The organism is Zhihengliuella flava (assembly GCF_015751895.1).
Taxonomy (GTDB): domain Bacteria; phylum Actinomycetota; class Actinomycetes; order Actinomycetales; family Micrococcaceae; genus Zhihengliuella; species Zhihengliuella flava.
In genome coordinates, this window is record NZ_JADOTZ010000001.1 from 2305708 (window position 1) to 2325922 (window position 20215).

The 20215-nt window shown below is 68.2% G+C and carries 14 protein-coding genes and 2 tRNA genes; 14 read left to right on the forward strand and 2 right to left on the reverse strand.

Features of this window, described 5'->3' with window-relative positions:
• Positions 1 to 1179 (reverse strand): amidohydrolase, encoded by a 1179-nt coding sequence (locus IW252_RS10610; protein ID WP_196836523.1) that lies wholly within the window; start codon positions 1177 to 1179, stop codon positions 1 to 3.
• A gap of 70 nt (positions 1180 to 1249) precedes the next feature.
• Complete coding sequence (locus IW252_RS10615) at positions 1250 to 1681, reverse strand: hypothetical protein (RefSeq protein WP_196836524.1); 432 nt, start codon at positions 1679 to 1681, stop codon at positions 1250 to 1252.
• Between the two features lie 34 nt (positions 1682 to 1715).
• Here IW252_RS10615 and IW252_RS10620 point away from each other — a divergent pair, with 34 nt between their 5' ends.
• The 14 genes from IW252_RS10620 (at position 1716) to IW252_RS10685 (ending at position 20213) form a co-directional block, all read left to right on the forward strand.
• Entirely contained in the window at positions 1716 to 2390 is a 675-nt protein-coding gene (locus IW252_RS10620) for an MOSC domain-containing protein (RefSeq protein WP_196836525.1), read from the forward strand.
• A 308-nt stretch (positions 2391 to 2698) separates the two neighbouring features.
• Entirely contained in the window at positions 2699 to 4504 is a 1806-nt protein-coding gene (locus tag IW252_RS10625; RefSeq protein WP_196836526.1) for a DEAD/DEAH box helicase, read from the forward strand.
• Positions 4505 to 4582: 78 nt separating this feature from the next.
• Positions 4583 to 6937, forward strand: coding sequence for an ATP-binding cassette domain-containing protein (locus tag IW252_RS10630; protein WP_196836527.1), 2355 nt, complete (start codon positions 4583 to 4585; stop codon positions 6935 to 6937).
• A 153-nt stretch (positions 6938 to 7090) separates the two neighbouring features.
• Positions 7091 to 8308 carry a glycosyltransferase family protein gene (locus tag IW252_RS10635; RefSeq protein WP_196836528.1) on the forward strand — a complete coding sequence of 406 codons (1218 nt, stop codon included), beginning with the start codon at positions 7091 to 7093 and terminating at the stop codon, positions 8306 to 8308.
• Positions 8295 to 10736 (forward strand): glycosyltransferase, encoded by a 2442-nt coding sequence (locus tag IW252_RS13665; protein WP_331271516.1) that lies wholly within the window; start codon positions 8295 to 8297, stop codon positions 10734 to 10736. The genes IW252_RS10635 and IW252_RS13665 overlap by 14 nt, the downstream gene beginning before the upstream one ends.
• Positions 10733 to 12592 carry an ABC transporter ATP-binding protein gene (locus tag IW252_RS10645; RefSeq protein WP_196836529.1) on the forward strand — a complete coding sequence of 620 codons (1860 nt, stop codon included), beginning with the start codon at positions 10733 to 10735 and terminating at the stop codon, positions 12590 to 12592. The genes IW252_RS13665 and IW252_RS10645 overlap by 4 nt, the downstream gene beginning before the upstream one ends.
• Entirely contained in the window at positions 12589 to 13848 is a 1260-nt protein-coding gene (locus tag IW252_RS10650) for a phosphotransferase family protein (RefSeq protein ID WP_196836530.1), read from the forward strand. Before IW252_RS10645 ends, IW252_RS10650 begins: the two co-directional genes overlap by 4 nt.
• Positions 13845 to 14921 carry a phosphotransferase gene (locus IW252_RS10655; RefSeq protein ID WP_196836531.1) on the forward strand — a complete coding sequence of 359 codons (1077 nt, stop codon included), beginning with the start codon at positions 13845 to 13847 and terminating at the stop codon, positions 14919 to 14921. The genes IW252_RS10650 and IW252_RS10655 overlap by 4 nt, the downstream gene beginning before the upstream one ends.
• Positions 14922 to 14994: 73 nt before the next feature.
• Positions 14995 to 15066, forward strand: a tRNA-Thr gene (locus tag IW252_RS10660).
• Between the two features lie 63 nt (positions 15067 to 15129).
• Positions 15130 to 15203: transfer RNA gene (locus IW252_RS10665), tRNA-Met, on the forward strand.
• A 226-nt stretch (positions 15204 to 15429) separates the two neighbouring features.
• Positions 15430 to 17979 (forward strand): rhamnogalacturonan lyase, encoded by a 2550-nt coding sequence (locus tag IW252_RS10670; protein WP_408065787.1) that lies wholly within the window; start codon positions 15430 to 15432, stop codon positions 17977 to 17979.
• Positions 17980 to 18114: 135 nt separating this feature from the next.
• Positions 18115 to 19464: a MinD/ParA family ATP-binding protein gene (locus IW252_RS10675; protein ID WP_196836532.1), complete on the forward strand. Its 1350-nt coding sequence runs from the start codon at positions 18115 to 18117 to the stop codon at positions 19462 to 19464.
• 36 nt (positions 19465 to 19500) lie between these two features.
• A complete protein-coding gene (locus IW252_RS10680) occupies positions 19501 to 19737 on the forward strand; it encodes a DUF3188 domain-containing protein (RefSeq protein ID WP_196836533.1) in 237 nt (78 codons plus the stop codon).
• A 29-nt stretch (positions 19738 to 19766) separates the two neighbouring features.
• Positions 19767 to 20213, forward strand: coding sequence for an FAS1-like dehydratase domain-containing protein (locus tag IW252_RS10685; RefSeq protein ID WP_196836534.1), 447 nt, complete (start codon positions 19767 to 19769; stop codon positions 20211 to 20213).
• Positions 20214 to 20215: the final 2 nt, after the last annotated feature.

Sequence of the window (20215 nt, forward strand, 5' to 3'; positions counted from 1 at the left end):
CTAAATGCGCTCCGCGACGCGCGCAGCACGCGCGACGTCGTCGTACTCCATGACCGTGCGCCCGCCGATCAACACACGGCGGGCGCGCTGCATGACGTCCAGCGGGTCGCCGGACCACAGCACGAGGTCCGCGTCCTTGCCCGGCTCGATGGAGCCGATCCGGTCGTCGAGCCCCAGGACGCGGGCCGGGTTGATGGTGAGGGCGCGCAGCGCGATCTCGGGGTCGAGGCCTTCCTTGACCGAGAGCGTCGCTTGGTGGACCAAGAAATTAATGGGAACCACCGGATGGTCCGTAATCAGCGAGATCTCCACGCCAGCGCGAGCCAGCTTGCCAGGGTTCGCCAACGAACGGGCGCGCAATTCGACCTTGGACTTGGTGGTGAAGAGGGGGCCGATCAGGACGGGGATCTCGCGTTCGGCGATGCGCTCGCCATGGACGTGGGCCTCGGTGCCGTGATCCAGCACCAGGTCGTAGCCGAACTCCTCAGCGAGGCGCAGCGCAGTGGCGATGTCGTCGGCGCGATGCGCGTGCTGCCGCCACGGAATTTCGCGCTGAAGCACTAGGGCGAGAGCTTCCAGCGTCGGGTCCACGTCCACGCGCTCACCGGCGGCTTGCTTAGCCAGATAGTTTTGAGCGTCCGTGAACGCCTGCCGGATGACCATCGCCGTGCCCAAGCGGGTCGACGGCGTCTGCTTTTTGTCCCCGTAGACGCGCTTGGGATTCTCTCCGAGCGCGGACTTCAGCCCACTGGGCGAGCGCAACACCATGTCGTCAATCAGTGCGCCGTGCGTGTGCAGGGCCACCGCGAGGCCACCGATGGGATTTCCCGAGCCGGGGTTGACGTTGACGGTGGTGATGCCCCCGGCCAGGGCGTCGTCGAAGCCCGGGTCGAACGGGTCCACCGCGTCGATCGCGCGCACGGCGGCCGTGACCGGGTCAGTCGTCTCATTAACGTCGGCGGTAGAGCCGACCTCACCCTCCGGGTGCATGCCCAAATGGACGTGCGCATCAATGAAGCCGGGCAGCAACCACTGGCCCTCGGCGTCCAGAATGGTCCCGCGCGGTGTCGCCTCCGGCCCCGCCTCCGCGATGCGACCCTTCTCGATGACGACGGCGCCGTCGAAGGGGGCGCCCTCGATCGGGACGACGTGGGCGTTGACGATGGTCAGCGTGCTCATGCAACAGTCCTTTCAGATCGGTTCTGTTGCTCAGCCTACTCTCCGAGTGGCACCGGTCACGGCCGGTGCGTCAGCGCAGCCCTTTCCGCCGCGCTGCGGCCGCCTTCGCCTGTGGCTTGAAGTAGCGGTAGGACGCCGGAAGCCACAACAAGACGACGCCGATGAGCAATCCGAGGGCCGGCAGAGCCAGCCGGGGGCCGCGCAGTAAGAGGGGTAACCCGCCGATAAGCCCGAAGGTCGTCAACAGCGTGCGGCCGGCCACATGCCCCAGCCACAGCCGTCCGGTGCCCCAACCGATGAGCAGCGTCAGCGCGGCCAGCAGCGCACCCAACAAGAGGAGGCCGCTGCGGTCGAGCGAGGTGGAAATGAAGGCGAAGTTGCCGAAGGCGGCGATCGCGAAGACCGCGACGATCGCTGTCATGGCACCCCACCACCAGATGCCGGCCTTCACGGTGCCGGGGAGCTGCTGCCACGCGCCGAGCTGTCTTTTCTGAGATGCCACGGCACGAGACTACCGCCGTTGGTAGCCTTGCCGTATGACAGCCAGTATCACGCGTGGCGGGACCCTCGAGGCCGTGTGCCGCGTGCACCAGTTGCTGCCGGATCCCGGAGTGTTTGGGGTGACGGCGATCGACAAGCGTCCCACCGACGCGACGGTCAAGGTCACCCCGTGGGGTCTCTACGCTGATGTGCAGGCTGATCGAGAGCACCACGGCGGCCGGGAGCAAGCGGTCTATGCGTACTCCCAAGAAGAAGCCGACGCGTGGTCCCAGCGCCTCGGGCGGGACATCCCGCCGGGTCTCTTCGGCGAGAACTTGAGGGTCAGTGGCGTTGCCGTGACGGACGCCCTCATCGGGGAGCAATGGAAGATCGGCTCCGCCCTGCTGGAGGCCACGATCCCGCGGCAACCGTGCGCCATTTTTGCCCGGCGCATGGGCGAGCAGTCGTGGGTGCGCCGGTTTACCGAGCAGGCAGATACCGGCGCCTACTTCCGTGTGCTACGCAAGGGGGCTGTCACCGCCGGCGACGCGGTGGAGGTGGTGCACCGGCCCAGTCACGGCATCAGCATCCGGGACCTCTTTGTGGGGCCCACGCCGGAGCAAGCGCGCACCCTGCTGGCCGGCCGTGAGGCCAGGGACTGGGAGTTGACCCCCAAGGTGGTGCGGGAGGTCGAGCGGGTCCTCGCGCCGTCGTCCCGGCCCAGCTCGTAGAGCTGTGCCGAAGGGCACAGGACTCGGGGAGGCGCAGGTCGGGGTGCAGCAGCTACAATGGAGTGTTCACTGATTCCGGTTTCCCTCGCATTCTGCCCAATATTTGAGGCAGAAGCCTTTCCGTGTCGTATGTGTCATCCGCTCGCTGCTTGAGATGTGTCTCGCGCGTTGCAGCCTCGCGGATCAGTGCCATAGGGGAGTCGCCGGGCCGAGGTGTTCGTGTCCCACTGTGCCGTGACGCTCGATCAATGCGTCACCTCCCCTATCTGAAGAGGTTTTACTCAGTGTCTTCTGAGCAGTCTTCCGTCATGCCCACCCACCAGTCCACCGAGAACTCCGCCGAGGATGCGGTGCCCACGTTCGCCGAGCTCGGTATCGACGGCCGCGTCCTCGCGGCCCTGACCGACGTCGGCTACGAGAAGCCGTCCCCGATCCAGGCCGCCACGATCCCGCTGTTGCTCGATGGGCACGACGTCGTCGGCGTCGCCCAAACCGGCACCGGCAAGACGGCCGCGTTCGCCGTCCCGGCCCTGTCCCGCCTCGCCGAATTGGCTGACCTGAATGGCCCGAGCAAGGCCACCCAGGTGCTCGTCCTCGCGCCGACGCGTGAGCTCGCCCTGCAGGTGGCCGAGGCGTTCAACTCCTACACCAAGCACATGGACGGCGTGACCGTGTTGCCGGTCTACGGTGGTTCGCCGTACGGCCCCCAGCTCAATGGCCTGCGCCGCGGAGCCCAGGTCGTCGTCGGCACGCCGGGCCGCGTGATCGACCACATCAACAAGGGGGCGTTGGACCTGTCCGACCTGCAGTACATGGTCCTCGACGAGGCCGATGAGATGCTGCGCATGGGCTTCGCCGAAGAGGTGGACCGTATCCTCGAGGCGACGCCGGAGACCAAGCAGGTGGTGCTGTTCTCGGCTACGATGCCGGGCTCCATTCGCCGCATCTCGAAGCAGTACTTGCGGGACCCGCAGGAAGTCACCGTGAAGTCCCAGTCCACGACGGGCAAGAACATCCGCCAGCGCTACGTGCAGGTCATGGGCGCCCACAAGCTGGACGCCATGACGCGCATCCTCGAGTCCGAGGAGCACGACGGCGTCATCACCTTTGTGCGCACCAAGATGGCCACCGAGGACCTCACGGACAAGCTCATTGCGCGCGGATTTACCGCGGCGGCGATCAATGGCGACATTCCGCAGCAGCAGCGCGAGCGCACCGTGGAGAATCTGCGCGCGGGCAAGATCGACATCCTGGTGGCCACCGACGTGGCCGCCCGCGGTCTCGACGTGGAACGCATTAGCCACGTCATTAACTACGACATCCCGCATGACACGGAGTCCTACGTCCACCGCATCGGCCGCACCGGCCGCGCCGGGCGCACGGGAGATGCCATTCTGTTCATGACCCCGCGCGAGAAGTACTTGTTGCGCGCCATCGAGAAGGCCACGCGCCAGCAGGTGGAGCTCATGCAACTGCCGAGCGTGGACATGGTGAACAACAAGCGTTTGGACAAGTTCGCCGGCCGCATCACCACCACGCTCGAGTCGGAGGACCTGACGGTGTTCCGCAACCTCGTCGAAAAGTACGTTGAGGAGCACAGCGTCACGGCCGTTGAGGCGGCGGCGGCGCTGGCCCACATGGCCCAGGGTGGCCGCCCACTGCTGATGGAGGAGCTGCCGACCCCGCCGGCCAAGCAGGCACGCATGTCTAAGGGCGCCAAGGATGGGTTCGGCTCGCGCGGCCCGTCCCGTCCGCTGACCGAGGGCAACGCCACGTATCGCATCGCCGTCGGGCGTCGCCAGCGCGTCATGCCCGGATCGATCGTCGGAGCCCTCGCCAATGAGGGCGGCTTCTCCGCGAATCAGATCGGCGGAATCGATATCCGCAGCGATCACTCGCTGGTGGAACTGCCGGCCGACCTCTCCAAGGACCAGTGGCGTTCCCTCTCCAAGACGCGTATCGGTGGCGAACTGATTCAGCTGGAACTGGACACGGGCCGCAAGCCGCGCCGCGACCGCGACGGCGGCGCTGGCGGTTTCAAGGGCAAGTCCGGCGGTTTCCGCAAGGGCGGCCGCAAGGACGGCTTCCGCAAGCCGCGCACCCCGCGGGGCTAGGCCCGCGGCTGGAGGTGGGTGCGTGGCGCGTTCATCGCGCACCCACCGGCCCGTGAGCCGCGGTGGCACAATAGCGGCATGAGCCTTGAACATGCTGCCGATTCCCATGACGTCATCCGCGTCCGCGGCGGACGCGAGAACAACCTCCGCGGCGTCGACATCGATCTGCCCAAGCGCCGGCTGACCGTCTTCACCGGGGTGTCCGGGTCCGGGAAGTCCTCCCTCGTCTTCGGCACCATCGCGGCCGAATCGCAGCGGATGATCAATGAAACCTACAGTGCGTTTGTCCAAGGCTTCATGCCGTCCGTCCCGCGCCCGGACGTGGACGTTCTGGAGGGGCTGACGACGGCGATCACCGTGGGCCAAGAACGGCTCGGCGCCAACCCGCGCTCCACGGTCGGGACCGTCACGGATGCCGATGCCATGCTGCGGATTCTCTTCAGCCGTTGCGGCGATCCGCACATCGGTGGGCCCACGGCCTTCTCCTTCAATATCCCCACGCAAAAAGCCAGCGGCGTCATGACCGGGGTCAAAGGCCAAAAGAAGATCGTCAAGGACATGGTGTACCTCGGCGGAATGTGCCCCGAATGTGAGGGCCGTGGCACCGTCTCTGACCTCGACTTGGCCGAAGTGATTGATGAGTCCAAGTCCTTGCTCGACGGCGCCATCAAGGTTCCGGGCTACACGCCCGACGGCTGGATGGTGAAGGGGTTCGCCGCCTCGGGCTTTTTCCCGGCGGATGAGCCGGTCTCCACGTTCACGGATCAGCAGCGGCACGACTTTCTGTACAAGGACGCGACGAAGATCCGTGCCCTCGACATGAACATGACCTATGAGGGCCTGATCCCGAAGATCACCAAGTCGATGCTCTCCAAGGACGTGGACTCGCTCCAACCACACATCCGTAGGTTCGTGGAACGCGTTGCCGTTTTTGTTCCCTGCCCGGCCTGCGCTGGCACGCGCCTGACGGAGGCGGCGCGGACCTCGATGATCGATGGCGTTTCTATCGCCGATGCCTCCGCGATGCAGGTTTCCGACCTCGCCGCTTGGGTGGGACAACTCGACCTTCCGCAAGCTGGCCCACTCCTGACGGGCCTGACGGACATGTTCGACTCCTTTGTGACCTTGGGGCTGGGCTACCTGAGTCTGAACCGGCCATCCGGCACGCTGTCCGGCGGCGAAGCCCAGCGCATCAAGATGCTGCGCCATCTGGGATCACCGCTGACGGATGTCACCTACGTCTTTGACGAGCCGACGACTGGCCTGCATCCGCACGACATCGAACGAATGAACACCCTGCTGCAGCAACTGCGGGACAAGGGCAACACGGTCCTCGTCGTTGAGCACAAGCCGGAAGTGATGGCCATCGCTGACCACCTCGTGGATCTCGGCCCGCGCGCTGGGCGGGACGGCGGCGAGATTTGCTTCGAGGGGGACCTAGCCGGCCTGAAGTCCAGCGACACCATCACCGGCCAGCACTTGGAGTACCGCGCGCAGCTGAAGGAGTCGCTCCGCACGGGCAGCGGGTCCCTGCAGATCCGGGATGCCCAAGCGAATAACTTGCAGGGCATCGACGTCGACATTCCGCGCGGCGTGCTGACCGCGGTGACGGGCGTCGCGGGATCCGGCAAGAGTTCGCTGATCCACCACTACGTTTCCACCCAGGACGGCGTGGTCGCGATCGATCAGAAGCCCATCAAGGGCTCCCGCCGCTCCAACCCGGCCACGTACACCGGGCTGCTGGAACCTATCCGGAAGGCTTTCGCCAAGGCCAACGGCGTCAAGCCGGCGCTGTTCAGTGCGAACTCGGCCGGGGCCTGCCCGTCGTGTAAGGGTGCCGGCGTGATCGTCACCGAGCTCGGGTTCATGGACACCGTGGAAACGCCCTGCGAGGACTGTGGCGGCAAACGGTTCATGGCCGAGGTCCTGCAATACACGCTCGGCGGTCAGGATATTACCGACGTTTTGGGCATGTCCGTCGAGACGGCCCGTGACTTCTTTGCCGCAGCGGAGACCAAGCTGCCGGCCGCGAAGAAGATCCTTGACCGGCTGCACGACGTCGGGCTGGGCTACCTGACGCTGGGGCAGCCGCTGTCGACGCTCTCGGGGGGTGAGCGCCAGCGCATTCGCCTCGCCAATCAGATGGGCGAGCAGGGCGAGGTCTACGTGCTGGACGAGCCCACCACCGGGCTGCATCTCGCCGATGTGGAAAACCTCCTCCGCCTCCTCGACCGGCTGGTCGATGCCGGGCGCACGGTGATCGTCATTGAGCACCACCTGGCCGTCGTCGCGCACGCCGACTGGGTCATTGATCTGGGCCCGGGGGCCGGGCACGACGGCGGTCGGGTGGTCTTCGAGGGCACCCCGGCGGCGTTGGCTGCAGCGACGGACACCCTGACGGGGGAGTATTTGGCGCGCTACGTCTCGGCGTAGCTGCACCACGTCAGAGGGGCCGGACGCCGCGCGGCGCCCGGCCCCTCTGTCTTGTCCGAGACCCTAGATGAGAGGGTTCTCATGTCGACCTCATGGTGACCTCATGGTGTTCATCCACGATGAATCCCAGAGGGACGACGAAAGGGAGACATCATGGCGATCGACGCTCATCAGCCCGGATTGCGGATCGTGTTGTATTCGCACGACTCGGTGGGGCTCGGACATACGCGCCGGAATCTGGCGATTGCCCACGCGCTCTCCGCCGCGCTGCCAGCGCTGACGGGACGCCGGGTTTCCGGCCTGCTCATCACCGGTGAGCGCACGGCCACGAGTTACGCGTGTCCCGAGGGGTGGGATTGGGTGGTGATGCCCGGGATCGCCAAGGGCGATGCCGGGTATACGCCCCGGACGCTGAATGTCGGGATGAGCCGCCTGATGGGCGTGCGTTCCGCGGTGATCGACGCGGCCCTGCGGACGTTCCGCCCGCACGTGATGCTGGTGGACCGCCATGCGTTCGGAGTCGATGGTGAGTTGCGCGGCCCCTTGGAGCGGCTCAAGAGCGAGCGGCCGCAGTGCCAGCTGGTCTTGGGTCTGCGGGACGTCTTGGACGCGCCGGAGGTGGCCCAGCGCGAGTGGGCCGGCGTCGGACTTGAGCGCGTCACAGCCTTGTTTGATCAGGTGTGGGTGTACGGGGACCCGGCGGTGCACGACGGCGTGAAAGCCGGCGAGCTGCCCGTGGAGCTGATCGAGAAAATCCGCTTCACCGGGTACCTCGCGCAGGGCCGTCAGGCGAGGACCACTCGGCGGTTGCAAGCCCTCGAACCGTACGTGGTCACGATGGCCGGCGGCGGCGCGGATGGCTTCGAGCTGACGGCCCGGGCGGCGCAGGCGCCCGTGCCGACCGGGTATCGGCACCTCATCGTCACGGGACCGCAGATGCCAGCTGAGAGCCGAGCCGAAGTGCGAGCGTTAGCCGGTGAGCGGACCGAGGTCCGCACGACGGTGCCGGACGGGCTGGCGTGCCTGCGCGCGGCGTCGGCCGCCGTCGTGATGGGCGGTTACAACACGGTATGTGAGGCTCTGAGCACGGGGACGCCGACCCTCGTCGTCCCGCGTGAAGTGCCGCGCACCGAGCAGTTGATCCGCGCCCGCTCGCTGCATCGCCGCGGCGCCATCGACCTGCTCCGCCAGGGCGAGGCGTCCCCGGAGCGGCTTGGTGCCTGGCTGGAGGCCGCCGTCGTGCGGGAGCCCGCCGCGGTCCGCACTCCTCGCGAAGGCCTCGACACCGGCGGGTTAGCCCGCGTCGTCGACTACGCGCAGAACCTCACCAGCCAGCCTCACCGAGAGGAGCTCAACCGTGTTAGCGCCTGAGCTGATGACGGGCCGCCGGACGGGCTACGTCGTGAAGGTCTACCCGCGATTTTCGGAGACGTTCATTGTCACCGAGATCCTGGCCCGCGAGGACGCCGGCGAGGAGCTGACGATTTTTGCGCTCCGTCCCACGACGGATACCAGATTCCACCCGGAGATCGCCCGGGTGCAGGCGCCCGTGCACTTCGTTCCGCGGTCCGTGAAGCTGAGCGAGGCGTGGTCCCAGATCGCGGAGGCGACGGCGGAGATCGATGGGTTTGCCGCGCGCTACGGGCGGTTGCTGCCGGAGCTGGCGGGCCTCGATCCGAGCGAGGCGCAACAGGCGGTGGCGCTCGCGATCGGCGCCCGCCGCGCGGGGTTGACCCATTTGCACGCTCACTTCGGGTCGATGGCCGGCCGGGTGGCGTGGATGGCTGCAGAATTGGCGGGTCTCGAGTTTTCCGTGACCACCCACGCGAAGGACCTCTTCCACGAGTCGGTCGACCGAGAGCGGCTGGGCCGGATGCTGGAGCGGGCCCACCACATGGTGACCATCAGCGAATTCAACCTTGAGTACTTGCGCGCTGCCTATCCGCGGCTCGCGCACAAGGTCCACCTGCTCTATAACGGGCTGGAGTTGGCGCGTTTTCCGTACCGGGACCCGGCCCCCACCGTGGGGCGGCTGCGCGTGGCCGCCGTCGGACGCCTCGTGGAGAAGAAGGGTTTTGCGCATCTGATCCGGGTGGCGGCACTCTTGCGCGCCCAGGGTTGCGATCTCGAGGTGCGGATCGCCGGCGACGGCGAGTTGGCCCATGACTTGCAGGCCCGGATCGAGCAGACCGGTGCGCCGGTGGCGTTGCTCGGGGCCCGCACGCAGGCTGAGGTTCGCGAGTTGCTCGACTGGGCCGACGTCTTTGCCGCCCCGTGCGTGGTGGGGGCGGACGGTAACGCGGATGGTTTGCCCACGGTCCTCTTGGAGGCCATGGCCATGGGTGTGCCGTGCGTCGCCACGGCGGTCACCGGTATTCCGGAGGCCATCATCGACGGGCACACGGGCGTTCTGCTGGAACCCGGGGACGACGACGGGCTCGCTGCGGCCCTGCGTTCTTTCGCTGCGCCCGCCGCCGCCGAACGGTCCGTGCGGCTAGCCCGTTCAGCCCGGGCCCTGATCGAGGAGAGATTCAACGCCGCGCGTCAGGGGCGGGCGCTGGCCGCGTTGGAAAGTCACCCGGAGGACGATCTGGCCGGACGCCGCGTGGCCTACGTGTGCGTCGATCCGGGGATCCCCGTCTTCGGCTCCAAAGGCGCCTCGGTCCACGTGCAGGAAATCATCAGAGCCCTGCGCGCTCGCGGAGCCGACGTGCGGCTGTATTGCACGCGGCGCGGCGACACCCGCGATGGCGGCGCACCCGCGGATCTTGCGGAGATCGACGTGACCGAAGTTCCCGTGGAACGGGCCGAGGCCGCGGGCGGACGCGAGCTCGCCCAGCGCGCCGCGGCGGCCACGCTGGCCACCGCGATCCGGCAAGATGGCGCGGATGTGGTGCTGGAGCGCTATAGCCTCTTCAGCACGGTGCTTGAGGATCTGGCGGCCGACGGCGTTCCCGGCATCCTCGAGGTGAACGCCCCGCTGATCGACGAACAACGCACGCACCGCGAGCTCATTCACGAGTCGCTGGCCCGTCAGACCCTCATCCGCCAGGTCCGCGCCGCGCGCCGCACCGTGTGTGTTTCCGAGCCGGTGGCTGCCTGGGTGAACGCGTCGGTGGAGGCTGCTGGCGACGTCCGCGTCGTCTCTAACGGCGTCAACACGGACCGTATCCGCCCCGCGGCAGACCGGGGCAGCCGTGCGCAGGTCGGTGCCGACGTCGAGGCGGTCTTCGTGGGGACTCTGAAGCCGTGGCACGGCGTCGAATCACTCATTGATGCCGTCGCGCGGTCGGCAGGCCAGTGGCGCCTGCGCATCGTCGGCGACGGCCCGCAGGCGCCGGCGCTGCGCGAACGCGCGGCAGCCCACGGCCCCGCCACCGCGGCGAGGATCACCTTCGTCGGCGCGGTACCGCCGTCGGACATGTGCGAGCAGCTCGCGGCCGCGGACCTGGCCGTGGCGCCCTATCCGGAGGCCGGCAGCGCTGAGTCCTACTTCTCCCCGCTGAAGATTTATGAGTACCTCGCGGCTGGCCTGCCGGTCGTTGGCAGCCGGGTGGGTCAGGTGCCCAACATTGTGGACGACGGCGTCACCGGCACCTTGGTGCCGCCCTCTGACGCCGACGCGCTCGCCGAGGCCCTCGACGCGCTCGCCGCGGATCCCGTGCGACGGGCAGCCATGGGCCGCGCGGGGCGCGCCCGTGCCGTGGCTGAACATGACTGGTCCCGGGTGCTGGATTCCGTGCTCTCCGGCGTCGACTTGCCGCGGCGGGAACTCTCGGGAATGGGTGAGCGGCGATGAGCGCGCCATCCGCTCCGGCCCGCGGCGCGCTGCGCCGCACGCTGGGGATCTTGCGCCCCCACGTTGGTGGCCAGCGCATGCTCATGTCCGGCGGCGTGACCGCGCTCTTGTTGGAGGTGGCCTTTCGGGTGGCCGAGCCGTGGCCGGTGAAGTTTGTCGTCGACGCCGTCACCGCGAGCCTCGGAGCCCAAGTCGAGGGCGCGGCGGCCGCGAGCATCCAGTTGCTCATAGCGTGCGGCGCGGCGGTCATCCTCATTGTGACCCTCCGCGCGGTGTCCAACTATCTGGCGACCGTCGCGTTCGCGCTCGCCGGCTCCCGGGTGGCCACGAAGCTGCGGCAGCACGTGTTTACCCACGTCCAGTCCCTGCCGAGGAGTTATCACTTCAACAGCCGCTCAGGAGACCTCGTCCAGCGCCTCGTGGGCGACGTGGGCAAGCTCCAGGACGTGGCGGTCACGGCCGGTCTCCCGTTGCTGGCAAATGTCATCACGCTCGTGGCCATGGCTGGCGTCATGCTGTGGCTGGATCCGCTGCTGACCATCATTGTGGTCCTCGCCATGGTGGCCTATGGGATGGTGTCCTCCGGGAGCCCCGGGGAAATCACCTCGGCCGCGCGGAAGACCCGACGTGGCGAGGGACAGCTGGCCAACATCGCCCAGGAAAGCATCGGGGCCATCGGGGTGGTGCAGGCCTATGGGCTGCAGCAGGAGCTGGAGGGCCGCTTCGGCTCCAGCAACCAGAAGACGCTCAAGGATGGGGTCAAGGCAAAGCGTCTGGCAGCCGGACTCGAGCGGCGCACGGACGTGCTCGTGGGCACCGCGACGGCGATGGTGCTGTTCGCCGGCGGTTGGCGCGTGATGCAAGCAGAGATGACGCCGGGGGACTTGGTGATTTTCTTGACCTATCTCAAGACGGCCATGAAGCCCTTGCGGGACATGGCCAAGTACACCGGGCGTATCGCTCGTGCCGCCGCGTCGGGCGAGCGCGTCGCCGACGTGCTCGACGTCGTTCCGGCCATTCGCGACGCCGAGGACGCCCGTGAGCTCACGCACGTGTGCGGCACGGTGGAGCTGGCCCGCGTGCGGGCCGGGTACGGGCAGTCCGCGCCGGTGTTGCAGGACTTCTCGCTCCGCATCCCGGCCGGGCAACGGGTCGCGCTCGTGGGGCCGTCCGGCTCGGGAAAATCGACGGTCTCGTTGCTGGTGGCCCGACTCCTCGACCCGGATCAGGGGCAGGTCCTCATGGATGGCCACGATGTGCGGTTTGTGACCCTCGCGTCACTGCGCGCCCACATTGCGTATGTGCCGCAGGAATCGGTGTTATTTACGGGCACGATCCGGGACAACATCCGCTTCGGCCGGCTGGAGGCGACCGACGCTGAGATCGAGGACGCGGCCCGCCGGGCCCAAGCCCACGACTTCATCATGGGCTTCGAACAGGGGTATGAAACGCCCGTGGGCGAGCGCGGCGGGACGTTATCCGGCGGCCAGCGCCAACGCATCGCGATCGCCCGTGCCATGCTGCGCGACGCGGCCGTCGTCATCCTCGATGAGGCCACCACGGGGCTGGACCCCGACTCGGCCGCCCACGTCCTGGAGGCCTTCAAGGAACTCACGGCCTCGAAGACAACGATCAGCATTACGCATGACGCGGCGACGGCCCTGAGCGCCGACCGGGTGATCTGGATTGACGGCGGGGCGATCTGGCTCGACGGATCGCCGCAGGAGCTGTTGCGGCACGACGCATTTGCCCGTTGGGTGAAGCAGCAGCGTGAGGACCCAGAGCACCCTGCCGATCCGGACCGGCTCAGCCGACCGACGGCGTCGCATCACGAGCGAAGGGATCCCGTCTCATGATCCGCGCAGCCGATGTGTTGCTGGCGGCCGGAGCCGGCGACGCGGCGGCCAGCGTCGAGCTGGCGTGGCTGGCGTCCCGCTGCGTCCCCGGCGCGGCCGACGTCCGTGCCTCACACCTGAGATTCAAGCCGGGCCGCTCGGTGATCGGGCGCCTCACCGGTGCCGGCGGCGTGCCCATCGGATGGGTCGCCGGGTATGGGCCGTCCGCGGCCGATAAGGCCGAGCGCCTCGTTCGCGCCGGTGACGCGGCCGGGATCACCGTATCCGTACTTCAGCTCGGCGGCGGCCACGTGCTCCTCGCCGCGCCCGTGGGACTGGATAAGCGGCTGCGGCGCCGGCTGCGCCAGACGTCGCTGGTGCGCGCTGATGGGTCCCTCCGTGGGCAGGCGCTGGCCTACAACCCGTTCCGGCGCCTGGTGCTTCGGCGAGCCGCGACCGGCAGTGGGGAGGGCAGCGCGCAGGGCGACGTCGTCCTCAAACTCTCCCAGGCCAGCGTTGCCCACGTGGTGCCTCTGACGACGGCGCTGCGCTCGGCCGGCGTGCCAGTCCTCGTCCCGCGGCCGGTTCCGGGGCATGAGCAGCATCTGCTCGAGTTCGAGCACTATGGCACCGGAGACTTGTCCACCGGAGCGAGCGCGGACGACGTCGCCGCGGCCGGGGACCTCTTGCGCCGCTGGCATGGCGCGGCTGATCAGGTGGCCAGCGCCGTGGACCTGCCTCAGGTTCAGGTGCGCGCCCGGCTGGAGGCGGTCGTCTCCGGCGTCGCGGGGCTGATGCCGGAATCCGCTGAGGTGGCGCGGGAGGCAGCTCGCGATCTGGGGATGGCACTGGAGCGCGTGGCCCCGGAGGGAGGGCTCGTTCCGGTGCATGGGGACTTTTCCGCCGATCAACTGCTGCGGGGTGCGAACGGTCTGCGAGTGATCGACCCGGACCGCGCGGCCTGGGGGTCGGCCGGGTGGGACGTGGGAAGCTTCGTGGCCGCAAGCCTCCTCGCCGACGGCGCCGAACCCGGCATCGCGGCCGGAGCGGCGTTGCTGGACGGATACGGTCAGGCCAGCGTGGCACCGGCGTACGTGGGAGCCCACATCTTCCTCCGCGCGTTGGAGCCATTCCGGGCCGCGCACGCCGGGTGGCGGGGCCTCGTCGCCGAGCGCCTGCGGGTCGCTGCGCGGTGTGCCGCGGCGCCCGCCGACGCGCCGCTCGCCGCGCTCGCCGAGGCCACCGCTGAACTGCGGCAGCCGGGGTGGTTGTCGTGAGTGCGGTGCCAGCCTCCGCCGCAGGGATTTCCGTTCGCCGGGCCTGGCCGGCCGGCCACGGCCGGCAGACTGTGGAGGGATACGACGCCGCCGGACGGCTGCGGGCCGGCGTGTGGGACGGCGAGGGGCCCGGCGCTCGCCTTGAGGTGTACCCGTACGGGCACGATCCCAAGCTTCCCGGCCTAGCCGGCGTGCTGGCCGCCGGCGGCCCTCAGCCCGCTGAGCTCCTGGTCCACCGCGCCGGGCGCCGCGCCGTGGTGCGAGTGCACGGCGCCGAGGCGGGGGAGCGATACGTCAAGCTGCTCCGCCCCGGAAAAGCGGACCGTGTGGCCGAGGCGTCGGCACGGTGGGGCGAGCTGGTGCGAGCCGCCGGGGGTGCTAGTGCGGCCCTCGTGGAGGTGGGAGCCGATCGCGTGGTGTTCGACGCGGTGCCCGGACAGTCCCTGCGCTCGTTGCCGCTGCGGTCGTGGCGCGCCGCGTGGGCGCAGTTCGCCCGACTGTGGCCGCGCCTCGCCGTCGTTCCCACCGCGGGGGCGAGCGATGGCACGGAAGCCGCCGCGGCGTGGGAGCGCCACAACGCGCACTCCGAGGCGGAAGTGGTCATGGCGTGGCTGAAGCGCCTGCAGGAGGACGACCCGTTGGCGCTCGATCCGGAGACCGCCGGGCGTCTACACGAGCGCGCCCGGACCGCGGTCCGTGAGTTGGTCGAGGGCGTGCCGCAGTCCCTGGTGCGGGCGCATCGTGACCTCCACGATGAGCAACTGTTGTACGATCCCGCCGCCGGGAGGCTAGGATTCCTCGATTTCGATACGGCCGCGTTGGCCGAGCCCGCCTTGGATCTGGCCAACCTCTGGGTGCATTTGGATTTACGGCGCGCCCAAGACCTGATTTCCGGCCCCATGCACGTCTCCGCTCGCGCCCAGGTCCGGCGGGCTGCCGTGCGCTGCGGAGTGACCGCACAGCGGTTCGAGGCCTACGCGGAGGCGACCCGACTTCGCCTAGTCGGGGTGTATGGTTTTCGCCCGCCGTGGCGCTCCTTGGCGCGGTCCTGGGCGGGGCCCGCGGGGCTGTGATGAGCACCTCATCGGGTGGGAGGTTTCTGATTTTGCGCGTACCGCGTGCGCTGGTAAAGTATTTCTTCGTTGCGCCCCCGTAGCTCAGTGGTAGAGCGCAGTCTTGGTAAGACTGAGGTCACGGGATCGATTCCCGTCGGGGGCTCTGAATGAGAGCCCGCGTCCGTGTCATGTCAACTGACGCAGACGCGGGCATTTTCTCATTCGTGGCGGTGTAGCTCAGCTGGTTAGAGCGCACGACTCATAATCGTGAGGTCCCGGGATCGAGTCCCGGCACCGCTACAGCGGCCAAGGCCCGGAATCACAGCGATTCCGGGCCTTGTGTGTTTCCCGGCGCTAGAGAGGCCCGCGGTGCGCGGGTCGCCGGGTCCCGAGGGCGCGCTGACCTGCGGCGATGCGCGGGTATCGCGTGATGCTCAAGGGGACTGGACTCTTGATCCTGTGGTGTGATCCGCATTACGTTCAGCGGTGCCCCTCATCAGCTCACACCGGAGGACCTTGTTCAATGATGAATCGTTTCACGCCCACCGTGACCGGCATGCGGTGCGCCGCCGCCGCAGCGGCGATCGCCGCGATCGCCGCCACCGGAACCGTCGCAGCGACGGCCGCCCCGCACACTGACGCCCACGCCCCCGTGACGCTCGGCGGGACCCAACTGGAGAACCTTGACCGCGGTCTTGTTGCGGTGGCCACCGGCGAGGCCGTGCACCTCTCGTGGCGGCTGCTGGCCACCGAGACACGGGGCTCCGATGCGTCCGGCATGACCGGCGCCGACTTCGTGGTGTACCGAGACGGCGAGCGCCTCGCCTCCGTGACGGACTCCACCACGTACACCGACACCGAGGGAAGCTCGGACGCGCGCTACGCCGTCGCACCGGTGGTCTCCGGCATCGAACAGGATCCCAGCGCGGCCGTGACGGCGTGGGAGCAGGGGCACTACGACCTGCCGCTGCAGAAGCCAGCCGATGGCGTGACGCCAGCGGGCGAGGCCTACACCTACTCGGCCAACGACGTCTCGGTGGGCGACGTCGATGGCGACGGTGAGTACGAGTACGTGGTCAAGTGGTACCCCTCCAATGCCAAGGATGTTTCCCAGAAGGGGTACACGGGCAACACCTACGTGGACACCTACAAGCTCGACGGCACGCTGCTGAACCGCATCGACCTCGGCGTGAATATTCGGTCCGGCGCGCACTACACCCAGTTCGTGGTCCAAGACTTTGATGGGGACGGTCGCAGCGAAATCATGCTCAAGACCGCGCCCGGAACCTCCACCACGCGGTACGACGACGGCGCTCCGGTTAGCACGGACTACGTGAGTCTGCCGGAGGAGGACGTCGCAGCCGGCGTCAGCCACGAGGACGACTACCGGATGAGCGCCGCCGACTATCGGGAACACCTCATCGGCATGTTTGCCGAGTGGGACGAGCATCCCGAGGTGGTCGCGGGGAACTGGCCGGAAACGATCGAGGCGGCGCTCGGGATTGAGCAGCGCCATGACTACCCCCTGGACCGTCAGGCCGCCACGGACCTCGCTGACTACTTCATCGACGAGTACGCGCCGGCACGCAGCAGCCGCAATGACCTGACGACGTTCGAAGGCTTTGTCATCACGGGGCCGGAATACCTGTCCGTGTTCGACGGGCAGACCGGCGCCGAGCTGGACACCGTGGACTATGCCCCGGGCCGCGGTGACGACGGCCTCCTCTGGGGAGACTACGCGATGAGCCGCATCGAACCCGGAAACCGGGTGGACCGCTTCCTGGCCACCAGTGCCTACCTGGGCGATGCACAACCATCCGCCGTCTTCGCGCGCGGCTACTACACTCGCACGGCCATCGCCGCGTACGACTTCGATGGCGAGCAACTGAGCCAGCGTTGGTTGGCGGACAGCGGCCACGTGCCCATGGACAACCCGTTCAACGCCGCGCCGCACGGTCACGACGGCAGCGACCCCGTCTTCGGCGAGATCGCCTCCCAAGGCTTCCATTCCCTGAGCGCGGCTGACGTGGACTCGGACGGGAGCCAAGAAATCGTCTACGGCGCGGTCACGCTCGAGGAGGACGGCTCCGTGCTGTACAGCTCCACCGACGTGCTGCCGGAGGGCAGCGCAGACCCGGGCGCGCAGGCCAAGCTGGGCCACGGTGATGCCATGCACGTCGGGGACCTCGATCCGAACCGGGAGGGGCAGGAGGTCTGGACCGTGCATGAGTCCGGAAGCTGGGCGCCGTACGGTTCGGTGATGCGGGATGCGGCCACGGGCGAGGTTCTCTTTGGCGCGTACTCGGGCCGGGATACCGGCCGCGGTATGGCGGGCGACGTGGATCCTCAGACCCCCGGGCTCGAGGTGTGGGCCTCCATGCCGGGTGGATCGGACGGGTCCGGACTGCTGTCCGCCACGGGTGAACGGCTCGGGGAAGAGACCCCCGGTACCAACGCCTCGATCCGCTTTGCCGGGGACGGCACCACCAGCATCGTGGACCGCGACGGCGCGTCCCAGCCGGTGGTGCGCCACGTCGCCGCGGGGACGGAATGGGTCGCCGAGGGGACGCAAACGAACAACGGGACCAAGGGCAACCCGTCGCTCGTGGCCGACGTCTTGGGGGACTGGCGTGAGGAACTGCTCGTGCGCACCGATGACTCGAGCGCCTTGCGGTTCTATACGAGCACGGACGCAACGGACATCAAACTGCCGGCCCTGATGCAGGACGCGCAGTACCGCTCCCAAGTCTCCGGGCAGCAGACGTCCTACAACCAGCCCGCGTACCCCAGCTACTACCTCGCGAGCGACGTGGACTACGCAGCGGTGCCGGTGCTGACCCAGGAAGCCACCCCTGCCGCCCCGCGCGTCAAGGACCGCGCCGGTAGCGACCGTGACGAGGTGCGGGTCAACCCGAACCGCCCGGAGTTCACCTACTACGTGGACGGCGTCAAGGTCGAGGCCGGCAACGGCAAGGTAGCGCTCGACGGCGAGGCCGACGTCGTCGCCGTACCCAACCCGGGCTACCGCGTGGCCGAGGGAGCCCAGAGTCAGTGGACGCTCTCCGCACGCGACTAACGTCCGCTACGCCCGCCACCGGGCCCGCCGCCATGCGCCGCGGGTCCGGTGGCGCGACGCCTCCCGACCTGACGCGGTAGGCTGGGAAATGCTGGGGGAGTAGGACATTCATTGAGGTGAGCCGAGAGGACGACGATGACGGATTCAGGCAACGAATTCCCTTCGCGTGCTCAGCTCCGCCGGGACCGGCAGCGCGCCATGGAAGAACAGCGCCACGAGCTCGAGCAGGAGCGAAAGCCCGCCGCCGATCAGACCTCGGAGGACACCACGATCTCGGTCCCGCCGCCACATCGCCCGGCCCGCGCAGCGCAGAACGAGGCCCCGCTGCCTCGATTCGACGCCGCTGAACGCCCTGCCGCCTCGGCAGCAGCTCAGCGCTACGATCAGTTTCCGCCGCTCAGTGAAGTGGCCCCATCCCTTGTTCCGAACGAAGCCGCCCCGGCCACGGCGGAGCCGGACTCCGACGTGCCGGAGTTCCGCGGAGCGGAGGAGCCGAGCACGTCTCCTGCCGCATCACGGCAGAAGGAGCCCGTCCCCTCCATGACTCCAGCCGAGCGCGACGACCGCTCGACGTTCCTGCGCAATAGCGACGACGCCGTCGTGCCAGCCCAGGAGGGATTCCGCGGGTTCCTGAACCGGCTGGGATTCAAGCTGGAACCGACGGGAGCCGAGTTGCAGGACCGGCAGTGGCGTGCCCAAGTCGGCCGCCGCGTGGGCCGGCCCACCACGGTCTCCATCGTCAACGGCAAGGGCGGCGCCAACAAGACCCCCACCACCGTCCTGCTGGCCTCGGTCTTCGGACGCAATTCAAGCCAATCCGTGCTCGCGTGGGACAACAACGGCACGCGGGGCACCCTGGGCTGGCGCACCGCCGCCGACCAGCACTCGTCCCACGTGATGAACTTGCTGCACGACGCCGACGATCTGCTGAGCGTGCGTCCCACGGAGCACAATATTGACGGTTACGTGCACTACCAGCCGGCCGACCGCTTTAGCGTTCTGAGGACCGAGCCCACCCTGTTGGCGTCCGAACAGTCGGTCTCCAGCGACGATTTCGACGCCCTGCACGCGGTGGTCAGTCGCTATTTTCAGATCACGTTTGTGGATTCCGGCAATGATGAGTCCGCCGAGCGGTGGCTGCGCATGATCGACCACACGGACCAACTCGTCATTGCTTCCACCACGGTCGAGGAGCACGCTGAGGCCGGTGCGCTGCTGCTCGAGGCGCTCACCAACCGCGGCGGCCGGTACGCCGAGTTGGCGCGCAACGCCGTCGTCATCGTCTCTGAACCGTCACCGAGCCCCAAACCGGGCCAGCTGCGCCGCATCACCAAGGGCTTCGAGCACCTCGCCCGCTCCGTGGTCACCATCCCGCACGACCCGCACCTTGTGAAGGGGCAAATCCGGTTTGACGCCCTCAAGCTGGAAACGAAGCGTGCCTGGTTGCGGGCCGCGGCGGCGGTCTCGGAGGGCGTGGCGGGCTGAGGTGTCCGCCCGCTGCCTGAGAAGTAGACTGGACGTATGCTTTCGATTCCGTGGGACGCACTGTCCACGCTCTACAAAGTCCTCGTCGCGAGCTCGATGGGGATCTCCGCCGTCGGGATCGTCTTAGCTCTGATCGGGGCCTTCAACCAAGCCACGGGCTTGATCTACGCGGGGAGCGCCATCATCGTCGTCGGTGTGCTGTTGCACGTCGCTGGCTTGATGGTGCGCGGCCGCGATGCCCGCGCCTACCGCATGATGCAGTCCAAGAGCTAACGTCCCCCACTCAACGCAAAGGACCAGAAGTGAGCATTAATCCAGAACTGGCCGGCCGCGTCTATCCGGCGGGCGAACCCTACGTCGTCGGTCGTGAAAAGATTCGCGAGTTCGCCACCGCTACGCAGGCCCAGCACCCAGCCCACTTCGACGTTGGCGCCGCCGCGCGCCTGGGGTACGCCGACGTCGTCGCCCCGCCGACCTTCGCCGTGATCATCGCTCAGCGCGCGGACGCGCAGCTCATTGCAGACCCCGCCTCCGGTATTGATTTCACGCGCGTGGTCCACGCCGATCAGCGTTTCACCCATCACCGCCCGATCGTTGGCGGCGATGAGCTGGTCGCCGAGCTCCACGTGGACAAGGTCCGCCAGATGGGTTCGGGCGCCATGATCACCACGCGCGCGGAAATTTCGACGACCGGGGGCACCGCCGTGGCCACCGCCGTCTCGTCCCTGCTCGTCCGCGGAGAGGACTGACC

Excerpts from the sequence above, each read along its gene's own strand:
- IW252_RS10610 (WP_196836523.1), bottom strand. The coding sequence starts at position 1,179 with ATGAGCACGCTGACCATCGTCAACGCCCACGTCGTCCCGATCGAGGGC.
- IW252_RS10620 (WP_196836525.1), top strand. The coding sequence starts at position 1,716 with ATGACAGCCAGTATCACGCGTGGCGGGACCCTCGAGGCCGTGTGCCGC.
- IW252_RS10625 (WP_196836526.1), top strand. The coding sequence starts at position 2,699 with ATGCCCACCCACCAGTCCACCGAGAACTCCGCCGAGGATGCGGTGCCC.
- IW252_RS10630 (WP_196836527.1), top strand. The coding sequence starts at position 4,583 with ATGAGCCTTGAACATGCTGCCGATTCCCATGACGTCATCCGCGTCCGC.
- IW252_RS10635 (WP_196836528.1), top strand. The coding sequence starts at position 7,091 with ATGGCGATCGACGCTCATCAGCCCGGATTGCGGATCGTGTTGTATTCG.
- IW252_RS10645 (WP_196836529.1), top strand. The coding sequence starts at position 10,733 with ATGAGCGCGCCATCCGCTCCGGCCCGCGGCGCGCTGCGCCGCACGCTG.
- IW252_RS10650 (WP_196836530.1), top strand. The coding sequence starts at position 12,589 with ATGATCCGCGCAGCCGATGTGTTGCTGGCGGCCGGAGCCGGCGACGCG.
- IW252_RS10670 (WP_408065787.1), top strand. The coding sequence starts at position 15,430 with ATGAATCGTTTCACGCCCACCGTGACCGGCATGCGGTGCGCCGCCGCC.
- IW252_RS10675 (WP_196836532.1), top strand. The coding sequence starts at position 18,115 with ATGACGGATTCAGGCAACGAATTCCCTTCGCGTGCTCAGCTCCGCCGG.
- IW252_RS10680 (WP_196836533.1), top strand. The coding sequence starts at position 19,501 with ATGCTTTCGATTCCGTGGGACGCACTGTCCACGCTCTACAAAGTCCTC.